Here is a 14,550-nt window from a genome sequence, read left to right as displayed (position 1 = left end):
TTGCACCCGTGCTTTCGGTGGTTGTTCTGATCTCTGGCGGTGGGTCGAACCTCCGCGCTCTCCTCGACGCCTCGCAGGATGCCGAGTTCCCCGCCCGCATCGTCGCCATCGGCGCCGACCGCGACGCAACCGGCTTCGCCCACGCCGAGGCGTACGGCATTCCGACCTTCTCGGTCGCCCTGTCGAACTACCAGAATCGGGATGAGTGGGGCGATGCCCTCGTCGAGCAGATCCAGGTCTGGCAGCCCGACCTCGTGGTGCTGAGCGGGTTCATGAAGCTCCTGCCGCCGCGCGCGGTCAACGCACTCGCTCCCGCCCTGCTGAACACGCACCCCGCGTACCTGCCCGAGTTTCCCGGAGCGCACGGTGTGCGCGACGCCATCGAAGCCGGTGCGAGCCAGACCGGCGCGAGCGTCATCATCGTCGACAACGGCGTGGACAGCGGCCCCATCCTCGCGCAGGAGCGCATCCCCGTGCGTGTGGACGACACCGAAGCGACGCTGCACGAGCGCATCAAGCCGGTCGAGCGCCGGCTCCTCATCCAGACCATTCTCGACATCGCGAATGGACACATCGATCTCAAGGAGTTCGCAACCGCATGAGCGGCCCCACCCACGACCCAGCCCTGTACCGCCCGCGCGACGTCGTCACCATCCGGCGCGCGCTCGTCTCCGTGAGTGACAAGACCGGGCTCATCGAGCTCGCGACGGCGCTCGCCGAGGCCGGCGTCGAGATCGTCTCCACCGGTGGATCGGCCGCGGCCATCGCGGCAGCCGGCATCCCGGTTGTGCAGGTTGGTGACGTCACCGGCTACCCGGAGTCGCTCGACGGTCGTGTGCGCACCCTGCACCCCGTGATCCACTCCGGACTGCTTGCCGACCTGCGCCTCGAGTCGCACCAGACCGAGCTTGCCGCTCAGGGCATCAAGCCGTTCGAGCTCGTCGTCTCGAACCTGTATCCCTTCGTCGAGACGATCGCCGCGGGCGTCACCGGTGACGACGCGATCGAGCAGATCGACATCGGGGGACCGGCCATGGTGCGCGCCTCGGCCAAGAACCACGCGAATGTCGCGATCGTGACATCCCCCGCTTCATACCCCCAGATTCTCAAGGCGCTCTCGATCGGCGGCACCACGCTCAAGCAGCGTCGCCGTCTCGCGGCCGAGGCCTTCGCGCACACGGCGGCCTACGACGCGGCGGTGGCGGCGTGGTTCTCTGATTCGGTGGTCGAGCCTGCCGAGACCGGGTCGAGCGAAGCCGAGGCATTCTCCGTCTCCGCAACCCTCAAGAACGTGCTGCGCTACGGCGAGAACTCGCACCAGACGGCTGCTCTCTACGTGCGCGACAACGCCGCGGGCATCGCCCAGGCCGAGCAGTTGCACGGCAAGGAGATGTCGTACAACAACTTCGTCGATGCGGACGCCGCCGTGCGCGCCGCCTACGACTTCGACGAGCCCGCCGTTGCGATTATCAAGCACGCGAACCCGTGCGGCATCGCCGTCGCGCGTGGTGCGGGTGACGCGATCCTCTCCGCCCACGCCCGCGCTCACGCGTGCGACCCGGTCTCGGCGTTCGGAGGAGTGATCGCCGCGAACCGCCCCATCACGCTGGCCGCCGCAGAGTCGATCAAGGACATCTTCACCGAGGTCGTTGTCGCCCCCGGCTTCGATCCGGATGCCCTCGCGCTGCTCTCGACGAAGAAGAACCTGCGCTTGCTGACGCTTCCCGAGGGCTTCACGCGCGAGACGCAGGAGTTCAAGCAGATCTCCGGTGGTGTGCTCGTGCAGTCGGTCGACACCTATGACGAGTTCGACTCGTCCACCTGGACGCTCGCGACCGGCGAGGAGGCGGACGCCGCCACCCGCGCCGACCTCGAGTTCGCCTGGCGTGCCGTGCGCGCGGTCAAGTCGAACGCGATCCTGCTCGCCCACGACGGCGCCTCGGTCGGCGTCGGCATGGGCCAGGTCAACCGCGTGGACTCCTGCCACCTCGCCGTTACGCGCGCGGGCGACCGTGCTGCGGGCAGCGTTGCCGCCTCGGACGCGTTCTTCCCGTTCGCCGATGGCCTCGAGATCCTGCTGGCCGCGGGCGTCAAGGCCGTGGTTCAGCCCGGCGGCTCCGTGCGCGACCAGGAAGTCATCGACGCGGCGAAGGCCGCGGGCGTCACGATGTACTTCACGGGCGAGCGCCACTTCTTCCACTGATCGGAGGTCGGGGACACACGGCCCCGACCCCTCTACTCGATCAGCTCGGATTCCTCATCCAGCGCGCCGCCGGCAAACTGCGACATGTAGAGCTTGTAGAAGGCACCCTTTCGGGCGAGCAGCTGCTCGTGGTCGCCCTGCTCGACGATGCGTCCCTCCTCCATCACGAGGATGGTGTGGGCGTCCTTGATGGTCGACAGACGGTGCGCGATCACGAACGACGTACGATCGGTGCGGAGCGCCGCCATGGCGTGCTGCACCAGCAGCTCGGTGCGGGTGTCGACCGATGAGGTCGCCTCGTCGAGGATGAGCAGCGAGGGGTTCGCGATGAACGCGCGCGCGATAGTGATGAGCTGGCGTTCGCCGGCCGACACGCTTCCGCCGTCCGCATCGAGCACGGTGTCGTAGCCTTCGGGCAGCTGGCGCACGAAGCGATCGACCATGGTGGCCTGGGCCGCTGCGATGACCTCGTCGTCCGTTGCATCCAGTCGCCCGTAGCGGATGTTCTCGCGGATGGTGCCCTCGAACAGCACGGCATCCTGCAGCACCATGCCGACCTGCGACCGCAGCTCGGCGCGCGACAGCGAGGTGGTGCTCACACCATCGAGCAGGATGCGCCCACCGGTCAGCTCGTAGAACCGCATCACGAGGTTGACGAGGGTGGTCTTGCCGGCGCCGGTCGGGCCGACGATCGCGACCGTGTGCCCGGGCTCGGCCGAGAACGACAGGTTCTGGATCAGCGGCACATCTTCGCTGTAGCTGAAGGACACGTTCTCGAACTCGACGTGGCCGTTGGTGCGCTCGGGAAGGTGGGTGCCCGTCTCCTCGGCGAGTTCCTCCTCCGCGTCGAGCAGCTCGAAGGTGCGCTCGGCGGACGCCACGCCCGACTGCAGCATGTTCGCGAGCCCGGCGATCTGCGTGATCGGCTGGGTGAACTCGCGCGAGTACTGGATGAACGCCGTCGCGTCACCGAGGGTCAGCTGTCCGGATGCCACGCGCAGGCCGCCGACGACGGCGATCAGCACGTACGACAGGTACGAGACGAACGTCATCGCCGGCATGATCGTGCCCGACATGAACTGCGCGCCGAACGAGGCGTCGTACAGCTTGTCGTTGCGGGCGTCGAACTCCTCGAGCATCTCCTTGTCGCGGCCGAAGACGCGCACGATCTCCTGGCCGGAGAAGGTCTCCTCGATGTGGCCGTTGAGTGATCCGGTGTTCTTCCACTGCGCGGCGAACAGCTTCTGCGAACGCACACCGATGAACCCTGCGATCGCGCCGGAGAGCGGCAGCGCGATGAGGGCGATGAGGGCGAGCTGCCACGAGACGATGAACATCATCGCCGTGATGCCGATGACGGTCAGCAGCGACTGCACGATCTGCGAGAAGGCCTGCTGCAGCGCGGCCTGCACGTTGTCGACGTCGTTGGTGACGCGCGACATGACGTCACCGCGCTGGCGGGTGTCGAAGTAGCGCAGCGGCAAGCGGTTCAGCTTCTCTTCGATGTCCTGGCGCAGGTTGAACACGATGCGCATGACCAGCCCGTTGAGGATGAAGCCCTGCCACCACATGAGCACCGAGGCAACGGTGTACATGCCGAGCACCACGAGGATTAGGCCACCCAGCGCCATGAAGTCGATGCCCTGCCCGGGTACGACATTGGTGCCCTCGAGCAGGTCGGCGAACTGGTCGTTGCCCTGCGCACGAGCGCCCGAGATGACCTCGGCGAGCGTGACCCCGGCCGGCAGCTGCGCACCGAGCACACCGTTGAAGATCACGTCCATGGCCTGGCCGAGGATCTTCGGCGCGATGACGGTGAGAATGACCGAGAGGATGACGAGAAGCACGACAAACCCGAACTTCGCCCTCTCCGGTCGCAGCAGCCCGAAGAGGCGCTTGGCCGACGGCCAGAAGTGCTGGGCCTTCTTCGCGGGCGGGCCGTCGCCGAACATACCGCCGTCGGCCTCGGTGGGCTCGTAGGCGACCTCGAGTTCGTCGACCTCCTCGACTACTGGGGTGTTCTTCTTCGCCATGATCAGACCGCCTCTACCGTCAACTGGGATTCCACGATCTCGCGGTAGGTCTCGCTGCTCTCGAGGAGCTCGTCGTGGGTGCCTGAGCCGACCAGTACTCCGTCGTCGAGCACGAGGATCTGGTCCGCATCACGGATGGTGGACACCCGCTGCGCGACGATGATCACCGTGGCGTCACCGGTTGCCTCGCTGAGCCCGGCACGCAGCCGGGCGTCGGTTGCGACATCCAGTGCAGAGAAGGAATCGTCGAACAGGTAGATGCGGGGCTGGGCCACGAGTGCCCGCGCGATGCACAGGCGCTGGCGCTGGCCACCGGACACGTTGGTGCCGCCCTGCGCGATCGGATCGAGCAGCTGTTTCGTCTTCTCGCGCACGAAGTCCTCGCCCTGAGCGACCCGCAGGAAGTGCCAGAGCTCCTCGTCGCTCGCCTCCTCGCGACCGAAGCGCAGGTTGGAGGCGATGGTGCCGGAGAACAGGTACGGCTTCTGGGAGACGAGACCCACGACGCTCGAGACCTGCGCGCGGGTGAGGGCGGAGACCGGAACGCCGTCGATGGTCACCGAGCCCTGCTGCGGGTCGTAGAGGCGGGGGATGAGGTTCACGAGAGAGGTCTTGCCGGCACCGGTCGAACCCACGATGGCCGTCGTCGTTCCGGGCAGCGCGGTGAACGACACGTTGTCGAGTACGGGACGCTCTGCCCCGGGGTAGCCGAAGGTGACGTTCGAGAACTCGAGGCGGCCGGCGGTCGGGGTCTTGACGGTCGGCTCGTCGGTGACCTTCTGACTCGACTCGGTGGTGAGCACCTCGTCGATGCGTTCGGCGCAGACAATGGCGCGCGGGATCATCATCACCATAAACACGCCCATCATGACCGCGGACAGGATCTGCAGGAGGTACTGCAGGAACGCGGTGAGTGAGCCGATCTGGATATCGCCCTGGTCGACCCGGTGACCGCCGAACCAGAGCACGGCGGCTGTGGCGAGGTGCAGGATCATCATGATCAGCGGGAACATCAGCACGAACAAATTGCCGACCTTGACGCTCGTCTCGGTGAGCCGCTCGTTGGCCGTGCGGTAGCGCTGGGATTCGAACGGCTCGCGAACGAACGCGCGCACGACTCGGATGCCGAGGATCTGCTCGCGCAGCACGCCGTTGATGCCGTCGATGCGCTCCTGCATAAGGCGGAACAGCGGCATCAGCAGGAATACGAGGAAGCCGACCACGGCGAACAGCACCGGTACGGATACCCAGACCAGCCAGGACAGACCCGCGTCTTCGCGCAACGCCATGATGATGCCGCCGATGCACATGATCGGGGTGGAGACCATGAAGTTGAGGGCCATCAGCACGAGCATCTGCACCTGCTGCACGTCATTCGTGCCGCGCGTGATCAGGGTTGCCGTGCCGAACCGGCCGAGCTCGAGGGCGCCGAGCGAGTCGACCCGGCGGTAGATCTCGCGGCGCAGGTCGCGGCCGACCGCCATGGCCGTGCGCGCGCCGAAGTAGATGCCGCCGATCGCCGTCACCACCTGGATGACGCAGACGCCGAGCATCATGCCGCCGATACTCCAGATGAGGTCGGTGTTGCCGGTCGAGACGCCCTCGTCGATGATGCGGGCGTTGAGGCTGGGCAGGTAGAGCGCGGCCATCGTGGAGACGAGCTGCAGCACGAAGACTCCGACGATCCAACCCGTATACGGGCGGGTGTGCCGGAAGATGAGAGAGGCCAGGATCATGTTGAGTTCCCCACGAGCAGATGTGGACATCGTTTACATCCACGAGTATGCCACCTGCCACCGACGGAGGCACCTGCCCGGGTTACGCACGACCCGCCTGTAATAGGGTCGCAGCATGACAACACAGCTCACCCTGCTCCGCCGCTTCGTCGCGTCGCTCCTCACGGCACTCGTTGTGGCGGTCACGGCGCACGTCGGCACGCTGTTCGCCTACTCGGTCGCGGGCAGCTTCGGCGCCGAGGCCCTCGGACAGGCGCACGACTACTTCCTTCCGGCCAGCATCTTCGTCTTCCTGCTCACCTTCATCCTCGCCGCCGTCGGTGCGTTCCGGTTCTGGTACACGAAGCTCGCCGCCGCGCTCGCCGTCGCCGTGGTCGCGCCGATCGCCGGCACGCTCGTGACGGCGGCCCTTATCGGGTCGCCCGTCGTGGCCGAGCAGTTCGAGGCACTCTTCGGCACCCTCGGCGGTCTCAACCTCGCCCTCGCCCTGTTCTCCGCGATCGCGGTCTTCACCCTCGGCGGCCGCACCTGGGACGCGGTCGTCGGCGCGCGTTCGACCCTCGAGAAGACCGAACGCCGCACCGTGCTGGTGCGCCTGCCCTCCCCATCCCTCGCCGAGGGCCTCGTGACCCACATCGAGCGCACCCCCGTCGACACCGACCTCGCCGACGCGCAGTGGGACGCCTACGTCGGCGCCCTCGCCGACAACGGCTTCGAGGCCGTCGAAGTGGACTCGACCGGCGACTTCGCCGATGGCGTCTTCGTCGAGGACACCGTGGTGGTCTTCGGCAACACCGCCGTCATCACCAACCCGGGCGCGGAGAGCCGCACCGGCGAGATCGAGGCGACCGAAGAGGCCGTGCGCGCCCTGCGCCTCGACGTCGCCCACATCGAGGCACCCGGCACCCTCGAGGGCGGCGACGTCCTCAAGGTCGGCACGACCGTCTACGTCGGGCGCGGTGGTCGCACCAACGCCGAAGGCATCCGGCAGCTGCGCGTCATCCTCTCGCCCCTCGGTTACTCGGTCGTCGCAGTGCCCGTCACGAAGGCCCTGCACCTGAAGACCGCGGTGACTGCGCTTCCGGATGGCACGGTCATCGGCTTCCCGCCGCTGGTCGACGATCCCACACTCTTCGACCGCTTCCTCGCGGTGCCGGAAGCCCACGGCACGGCGGTCGTCGTGCTCGGGCCGGACGCGGTACTCATGTCGGCCGCGGCTCCCAAGACCGCAGCGCTGCTCGAGGACCTCGGGTATCGCGTGGTCACCGTCGACATCAGCGAGTTCGAGAAGCTCGAGGGCTGCGTCACCTGCCTGTCGGTGCGGCTTCGCTAGTAGTAGAACCGACTTCGCAGGCTCAGTCGGCGCTGGGGTCGCATAATCGCTGGCGCGATTGTTCATAGCTCCACCGCGCTCAATCAGCAAAGATGTTCATCGTTGCCGAACGCTCAGCATTCGGTCTAGTCTGGAAGGCTGCCCCGGCACCGGCACTCCCGCCCTCCATTTCGGTCGTCCCGAACGATCGCGCTCCACCACATTGGATTCACGCATGTCTTCAGCGTCGACCACAGCAGGTCGCAAAAAGCCCAAGGGTCCCGGAACCATTTCCGCGATCGCCCGCCTCTACCCCTACGCAAAACCGGCCATGCCGCGCATCTACCTCGGCATGGTCTCCGCGCTGCTCGCCGGCATCGTCGCGCTGCTCATTCCGCAGGTGCTTCGCCAGCTCGTCGACGGTCCGCTGCAGACGGGTGACTCGAGCCAGATCTGGCCGGCCTTCGCCATCGTGCTCGGCCTCGGTGTGCTCGAGGCGATCATGATCGCCCTGCGTCGCTGGTTCGTGCTGACCCCGGGCACCCACATCGAGGCACGTATGCGCAACGCGCTGTACGCGAAGCTGCAGGACCTCCCGGTGAGCTTCCACGACCGCTGGCCGAGTGGCCAGCTGCTGTCCCGCGCTGTGAGCGACCTCAACCTCATCCGGCGCTGGATCTCGTTCGGCCTCGTTCTGCTCATCGTCAACGTGGTCACGATCCTCGTGGGCTTCGTCTTCCTGATCAACATCTCGTGGATCCTCGGCGTCGTCTTCATGATCTGCTCGATCCCGCTCTGGATCTACGGCTACGTCTTCGAGAACAAGTACTCGGTCGTCGCCCGCCGCAGCCAGGACCAGGCCGGCGACCTCGCCACCACGGTCGAGGAGTCGGTGCACGGCATCCGCGTGCTCAAGGCCTTCGGTCGCGGCAAGCATGCCCTGCGCGGCTTCTCGCGCCAGGCCGAAGACCTGCGCGGCACCGAGATCGAGAAGGCCCGCGCGATCGCGGGCATCTGGCTCTGGCTACTGCTTGTTCCGGATGTCACGTTCGCCCTGTCCCTCCTCGGCGGTGTCTGGCTGGCCGTCGACGGGCAGATCTCGGTCGGCGAGCTCGTCGCGTTCTTCGCGACCGCTACGGTGCTGCGGTTCCCGGTCGAGTCGATCGGCTTCCTGCTCTCGATGACCTTCGACACCCGCACCGCGGCCGACCGGTTCTTCGAGGTCATGGACAGCGAGAACACGATCACCGACCCGGAGAACCCGAAGACCGTCACCCACGCCGAGGGCCGCCTGGTCTTCGACAACGTGCACTTCCGCTACCAGGACGCCTCGGCCGAATACGCCGACCTGCTCGACGGCATCGAGCTCGAGCTCGAGCCCGGCGAGACGATGGCGATCGTCGGTCTCACCGGCTCCGGCAAGTCCACGCTCACCGCGCTCACCACTCGCCTGTACGACGTCACGGGCGGATCGATTCGCATCGACGGTGTCGACGTGCGCGACCTGACCCGGGCCGAGCTGCGAACGCACCTCGCGATGGCGTTCGAAGACGCGACCCTGTTCTCGGCGTCGGTGCGGGATAACGTTCTGCTCGGACGACCCGAGTCGACCGAGGAGGAGCTCATCGAGGCACTGAGCATCGCGCAGGCCGATTTCGTGTACGACCTGCCCGAAGGACTCGACACCAAGGTCGGCGAGGAGGGGCTCAGCCTCTCCGGTGGCCAGCGCCAACGGCTCGCCCTCGCGCGCGCCGTCGCCGCGAAGCCGTCGGTCCTTGTGCTCGACGACCCGCTCTCGGCGCTCGACGTCGACACGGAGGCACTCGTCGAAGCGGCCCTGCGCAAGGTTCTCGCCTCGACGACGGCGCTGATCGTGGCGCACCGGCCATCCACCGTCATGCTGGCGGATCGGGTCGCGCTGCTCGAGAACGGCCGCATCACCGCGGTCGGCAAGCACTCCGAGCTGCTCACCTCGAGCGAGCACTACAGGTTCGTGATCTCGAGCCTCGAAGACGAAGTCAAACGCGAAGATCGTGAACGGGAGGTGGGAGCGTGAGCGTCACAGGAGTAGAGGGTGAAGAGCGCAACGACTTCAACAAGGCGGAGAGCAAGCAGATTCGGGAGCGGTCGCTGCGCCTGCTCGGTTCGTTGCTGAGCCCGGTGCGCGCGCAGGTCATCCTGACCCTCGTTGTCGTCATCGTGAGCACCGCCGCACAGGTCGCCGGCCCCGCGTTGATTGCGATCGGCATCGACCAGGGACTGCCTGCGCTGCGCGACGAGCTCGACTGGATGCCGCTCGGCGTCACGGTCGCGCTATTCCTGATCGCGGGTATCGCGGGAGCCGGGCTCATCGCGTGGTACACCGTGCTGACCGCCAAGATCAGCCAGGCGATTTTGCTCGACCTGCGCAAGCGGGTGTTCCTGCACACGCAGCGACTGAGCCTCGAGTTCCACGAGAGCTACACGTCGGGCCGTATCATCGCGCGCCAGACGAGTGACCTCGACGCGATCCGCGAACTGCTCGACTCGGGTGTCAACCAGCTCGTGCAGGGCGCGCTCTACATGCTGTTCATCGGCATCGCGATGTTCTCCGTCGACTGGGTGAGCGGTCTTGTGCTGTTCGGCGCGCTGATCCCGCTTGCCGTGCTCACGCGTTGGTTCCAGCTGCGCTCGCAGACGCTGTTCCGCAAGACACGCGTCGCCTCGGCACGCCTTATCGTGCAGTTCGTGGAGACCATGACCGGCATCCGCGCCGTCAAGGCGTTCCGCAAGGAGAAGCGCAACGAAGACGAATTCGGCGACCTGGTCGAGGACTACCGCTTCGTCAACGCGCGTGTGATCCAGCTGTTCGGGATCTTCGACCCCGGGCTCGTGCTGATCGGAAACGTCGCGCTCGCCGTGGTGCTGCTCGTCGGCGGCCTGCGGGTCGCCGACAACGGTCTCGCGATCGGCGCGCTGCTCGCCGCGCTGCTGTACACGCGCCAGTTCTTCGCCCCCGCGCAGGAGATGGCCATGTTCTACAACTCGTACCAGTCGGCCGCGGCCGCGCTCGAGAAGATCTCGGGCGTGCTCGAGGAGATGCCGAGCGTTCCCGACCCGACCGATCCGATCGACCTGTGGGAGGCGAAGGGTGCCGTGCGCTTCGACGGTGTCGAGTTCGCGTACAAGAAGGACCGGGTGATCCTGCCCGAGTTCGACCTCGACATCCCATCCGGGCAGACGATCGCGCTCGTCGGGTCCACGGGAGCCGGCAAGTCGACACTCGCGAAACTCGTCTCGCGGTTCTACGACCCGAGCCAGGGCGCCGTGACCCTCGATGGCATCGACCTGCGGCAGTTGCATCCCAAGGATCTGCGTCGTGCCATCGTGATGGTGACTCAGGAGGCATACCTGTTCTCGGGCACGGTCGCCGAGAACATCGCGCTCGGCAACCCGGACGCGTCGCGCGAGGAGATCGTCGCGGCGGCCAAGGCGGTCGGCGCGCACGAGTTCATCGAGTCGCTGCCCGGCGGGTACGACACCGACGTGAACAAGCGCGGCGGGCGGGTCTCGGCCGGCCAGCGCCAGCTGCTGTCATTCGCGCGTGCGTTCCTCGCCGACCCGGTCGTTCTGATTCTGGATGAGGCCACCGCCTCGCTCGATATCCCCTCGGAACGACTCGTGCAGGAGGGTCTCACGACCCTGCTCGCCGACCGCACGGCGATCATCATCGCGCACCGTCTCTCGACGGTTGCGATCGCCGACCGCGTGCTCGTAATGGAGCACGGGATCATCGTGGAAGACGGAACCCCCCGCGACCTCATCGCCGGCACCGGCCGCTTCGCGCAGCTGCACGCCGCGTGGCGCGAGTCACTCGTCTAGTTCGTCACTTGCCGCAAACGGCCCGTGTGCTCTCCAGCGCACGGGCCGTTTGTGGCAAATCGGGGCGATTCGAGTCAGACCCGGAACCCGTACGTCACGCCGTCGACCTCGAAGACCTGGAAGTCGGGGGCGCAGACGAGTCCGTCGGTCGGAATCTCCTCGGGCCACCACTCGGTGTCCATGGGCGGCGTGCCGGAGAGCACCCCCGGCGTGCACAGCTCGGTGTCGAGCGGCGTCTCCGCCTCGAACGCGTAGAGCTTGCCGGTGCTGCTCGTCTGGGTGCGAATGTGCAGGTCGGTCGCATCGTGCGGGATGAAGTCAGCCGGCACAAAGGCGAGGTCGCCCCTGGCGGGCGCGTCGGCCCAGCTGTCGTAGCTGAGCTCCTTCTCGTGGGTGGCCAGCTCCTCGACGAACGAGCAGCCGGAGAGCGACACGGTGAGAACGGCGGCGGCGCCGAGGGCGAGTGCGGTCCTCACGAGAGGAGTGATCCGATGGCGGTGATGATGACGAGTGCGAGTCCGAGCAGGGGAGCCGAGACGAGTACGGGAGTGCTGAAGGTGTCCATGTACCCATTCCAGCGACCCGACCGCGTGCCGTCGTCGGCCCCGAGGCTTGCGGGGATACCTCAGACGGATGATTCGCTGTGGAGGAGAGGATGACGCCGAGCTATGGCGTGTGCCGCGCCGCAGCGAGATCCACGCGGAAGACGTCACCCGACCAGCGCAACGGCGTGCCCTCTGCCCGGAAGTGCTCGAGGGCGCGAGCCTCATGATCCGCGGCGGGATGGCCGGAGGCGCGCACGACCCGCCACCACGGGACATCGGCCCCGTAGTACGCCATGACCTGCCCCACCGCGCGCGCCGCGCGGGAGCCGAGGGCGGACGCCACGTCGCCGTACGTCATGACCGCGCCATCCGGAATCGACTCGACAACCTCGAGCACACGGGACACGAAGTCCTCGGAAGGCCCGGGAGGCATCAGAGCTCGAGCGCGCCGATGCTCTCGCCGTACTGGGTCTCACCGATGACCTTGAAGCCGACGCGCAAAAAGAAGTCTTCCGGGCCGTCTTCGCCGGGCTCCCAGATCACGGTGAGCTGCGTGAAGCCGCGCGAACGGGCCTCGTCGGCCAGCGCCCAGATGGCGAACTTGCCGATGCCCATGCCCTGGGCATCGGCCGCGACGTTGACGCGCCAGACGCAGCTGCGGAACTCGGGCTGCGCGTTCTCGGGGTCGAAATTGCCGCGGATGAAGCCCACGACCTCATCACCGTCGAGCACCACGCGCGGCCACGACGTGAGCGGATTGATGTACGCATCCGCAATCGCGTAGGAGGTCGGTGTGACGAACGCTTCCTGGCCGGGGCGGAGCGTGAGGCCGTTGGCCGCCACGATCGTGCTCGCCGACAGCTCTTCCAGCCTGAGTTCACCCATGTCGAACAGGCTAACCCGCTCGGGCGGCACGGGGGTAGTCGGAGAGGACTACCCGAGAGCGAACTCTCTCGATGTCAAGATACTTTCGTCACGCGGTAAGCTGTCCGTGGCCAATCGGGCCGTCGAATGGAGAGACAGTTGTCGAAGATCAAGGTTGAAGGAACGGTCGTCGAACTCGACGGCGACGAGATGACGCGCATCATCTGGCAGAAGATCAAGGACACCCTGATCCACCCCTATCTCGACATCAACCTCGAGTACTACGACCTCGGCATCGAGCACCGCGACGCGACCGATGACCAGGTCACGATCGACGCAGCGCACGCCATTCAGAAGCACGGCGTCGGCGTCAAGTGCGCGACCATCACCCCCGACGAGGCACGCGTGGAGGAGTTCGGCCTCAAGAAGATGTGGAAGAGCCCGAACGGCACGATCCGCAACATCCTCGGCGGCGTGATCTTCCGCGAGCCGATCATCATCTCGAACATCCCGCGCCTCGTGCCGGGCTGGAACAAGCCGATCATCATCGGCCGCCACGCCTTCGGCGACCAGTACCGCGCCACCGACTTCCGCTTTGCCGGCAAGGGAAAGCTGACTGTCGAATTCACGCCTGAGGATGGGTCTGAGCCCCTCAAGTTCGAGGTTTACGATGCTCCCGGCGACGGCATCGCGCAGGTGCAGTACAACCTTGACGAGTCCATCATCGACTTCGCGCGCGCCTCGCTCAACTACGGCCTCTCACGCAACTACCCCGTGTACCTCTCGACGAAGAACACGATCCTCAAGGCCTACGACGGTCGCTTCAAGGACATCTTCGAGGAGGTCTTCCAGGCCGAGTTCAAGGAGAAGTTCGATGCTGCCGGACTCACCTACGAGCACCGTCTCATCGACGACATGGTCGCCTCGGCCATGAAGTGGGAGGGCGGCTACGTCTGGGCCTGCAAGAACTACGACGGGGACGTGCAGTCCGACACCGTGGCGCAGGGCTTCGGCTCGCTCGGCCTGATGACGTCGGTGCTGTCCGTTCCGGACGGCTCGGTTGTCGAGGCCGAGGCAGCGCACGGTACGGTCACGCGCCACTACCGCCAGCACCAGGCCGGCAAGCCCACGTCGACCAACCCGATCGCCTCGATCTACGCCTGGACCCGCGGTCTCGCGCACCGCGCGAAGCTCGACGACAACCCGGCGCTCGCCGAATTCGCGAACACCCTCGAAGACGTCGTCATCAAGTCGGTCGAGGCCGGCCACATGACGAAGGACCTCGCGCTCCTGGTCGGTCCCGACCAGAAGTGGGAGACCACGGAGGAGTTCCTTGACACGCTCGACAAGAAACTCGCGTCGCGTCTCGCGTAAGCAGGACACATAACGAAGGCCCCGGTGGATTCCACCGGGGCCTTCGTCGTAGGTGCGGAGACTACGCGGAGCAGGTGGTCTGCAGCGGCGTCACGGCGTCGGCGACGGCTGCTGCCGAGTCGGAGACGGCGTTGATGTCAGCGTTCTCGGGGTCGGCCGCGTACTCGCCGATCGCGTCGCTGAAGTCGGTGATGGATCCGGCCGCGGCGTCTGCCGGGCCCTTGACGTCGGAGTTGGTGATCTTGGCGACGGCGGTCTCGAAGTCGTCAGCGGCGGACTTCATGCCATCGGCTGCTGCTTCCGGGTCGGCCTGCAGGTCGCCGACGCTGTCGGAGAGTGCCGTGTTGACCTCGAGCAGACCGTCCTTGAGAATCGTGCAGGCTTCGAGCTTGCTCTGGCCGCCGGCACAGCCGGTGAGGAGCATCAGTGAAATGGCGGCGCCAGCGATTACGGACGACGTGCGAGCTGTGAGCTTCAAGAGGACTCCCTGTTTTGTGAGTAGAACTTCCCAAATCTATCGGAACTAGACCGTGCGGTCTGCCGTCGCCGGTGAACTTTTCGCATCGATTGTGCGGAGGCCGGGTCATCCATCGTTTATAACGAATCGATAACATTGCCCCCC

At 66.4% G+C, this 14,550-nt stretch carries 12 protein-coding genes; 6 read left to right on the top strand and 6 right to left on the bottom strand.

What is annotated here, in order from left to right; translation table 11 throughout:
* The first annotated feature begins 8 nt into the window (after positions 1-8).
* Entirely contained in the window at positions 9-602 is a 594-nt protein-coding gene (purN, locus tag EYE40_RS10345; RefSeq protein WP_130981865.1) for a phosphoribosylglycinamide formyltransferase, read from the top strand.
* The gene (gene purH / locus EYE40_RS10340) at positions 599-2,203 is read left to right on the top strand and encodes a bifunctional phosphoribosylaminoimidazolecarboxamide formyltransferase/IMP cyclohydrolase (protein WP_130981864.1); all 1,605 of its coding nucleotides are present in this window, start codon (positions 599-601) and stop codon (positions 2,201-2,203) included. The genes purN and purH overlap by 4 nt, the downstream gene beginning before the upstream one ends.
* A gap of 32 nt (positions 2,204-2,235) precedes the next feature.
* Here purH and EYE40_RS10335 read toward each other — a convergent pair whose 3' ends face one another.
* Complete coding sequence (locus EYE40_RS10335) at positions 2,236-4,236, bottom strand: ABC transporter ATP-binding protein (protein ID WP_130981863.1); 2,001 nt, start codon at positions 4,234-4,236, stop codon at positions 2,236-2,238.
* Between the two features lie 2 nt (positions 4,237-4,238).
* The gene (locus EYE40_RS10330; RefSeq protein ID WP_130981862.1) at positions 4,239-5,972 is read right to left on the bottom strand and encodes an ABC transporter ATP-binding protein; all 1,734 of its coding nucleotides are present in this window, start codon (positions 5,970-5,972) and stop codon (positions 4,239-4,241) included.
* Positions 5,973-6,087: 115 nt separating this feature from the next.
* Between EYE40_RS10330 and ddaH the strand changes: the two genes are divergently transcribed.
* From ddaH to EYE40_RS10315, 3 genes are all read left to right on the top strand, one after another.
* Positions 6,088-7,305, top strand: coding sequence for a dimethylargininase (gene ddaH / locus EYE40_RS15770; protein ID WP_130981861.1), 1,218 nt, complete (start codon positions 6,088-6,090; stop codon positions 7,303-7,305).
* A 214-nt stretch (positions 7,306-7,519) separates the two neighbouring features.
* Complete coding sequence (locus EYE40_RS10320) at positions 7,520-9,340, top strand: ABC transporter ATP-binding protein (protein ID WP_130981860.1); 1,821 nt, start codon at positions 7,520-7,522, stop codon at positions 9,338-9,340.
* A complete protein-coding gene (locus EYE40_RS10315; protein ID WP_130981859.1) occupies positions 9,337-11,145 on the top strand; it encodes an ABC transporter ATP-binding protein in 1,809 nt (602 codons plus the stop codon). Before EYE40_RS10320 ends, EYE40_RS10315 begins: the two co-directional genes overlap by 4 nt.
* A gap of 74 nt (positions 11,146-11,219) precedes the next feature.
* Here the strand turns inward: EYE40_RS10315 and EYE40_RS10310 are convergent, their stop codons facing one another.
* The 3 genes from EYE40_RS10310 to EYE40_RS10300 all read right to left on the bottom strand — a co-directional run bounded on the left by EYE40_RS10310 (position 11,220) and on the right by EYE40_RS10300 (position 12,575).
* Positions 11,220-11,621 carry a hypothetical protein gene (locus EYE40_RS10310; RefSeq protein WP_130981858.1) on the bottom strand — a complete coding sequence of 134 codons (402 nt, stop codon included), beginning with the start codon at positions 11,619-11,621 and terminating at the stop codon, positions 11,220-11,222.
* A gap of 190 nt (positions 11,622-11,811) precedes the next feature.
* Complete coding sequence (locus EYE40_RS10305) at positions 11,812-12,123, bottom strand: MGMT family protein (protein WP_130981857.1); 312 nt, start codon at positions 12,121-12,123, stop codon at positions 11,812-11,814.
* Positions 12,123-12,575 (bottom strand): GNAT family N-acetyltransferase, encoded by a 453-nt coding sequence (locus EYE40_RS10300; RefSeq protein ID WP_130981856.1) that lies wholly within the window; start codon positions 12,573-12,575, stop codon positions 12,123-12,125. Before EYE40_RS10300 ends, EYE40_RS10305 begins: the two co-directional genes overlap by 1 nt.
* Before the next feature lie 138 nt (positions 12,576-12,713).
* On the opposite strand from EYE40_RS10300, the gene EYE40_RS10295 reads away from it, so the two are divergent.
* The gene (locus EYE40_RS10295) at positions 12,714-13,928 is read left to right on the top strand and encodes an NADP-dependent isocitrate dehydrogenase (protein WP_130981855.1); all 1,215 of its coding nucleotides are present in this window, start codon (positions 12,714-12,716) and stop codon (positions 13,926-13,928) included.
* Between the two features lie 61 nt (positions 13,929-13,989).
* Here EYE40_RS10295 and EYE40_RS10290 read toward each other — a convergent pair whose 3' ends face one another.
* Entirely contained in the window at positions 13,990-14,406 is a 417-nt protein-coding gene (locus tag EYE40_RS10290) for a hypothetical protein (protein ID WP_130981854.1), read from the bottom strand.
* Positions 14,407-14,550: the final 144 nt, after the last annotated feature.

The sequence above is a fragment of the Glaciihabitans arcticus genome, assembly GCF_004310685.1.
Classification (GTDB): Bacteria; Actinomycetota; Actinomycetes; order Actinomycetales; family Microbacteriaceae; genus Conyzicola; species Conyzicola arctica.
Note: the sequence above shows the minus strand (reverse complement) of the source record. Positions and strands in the feature narration are given on the sequence as shown.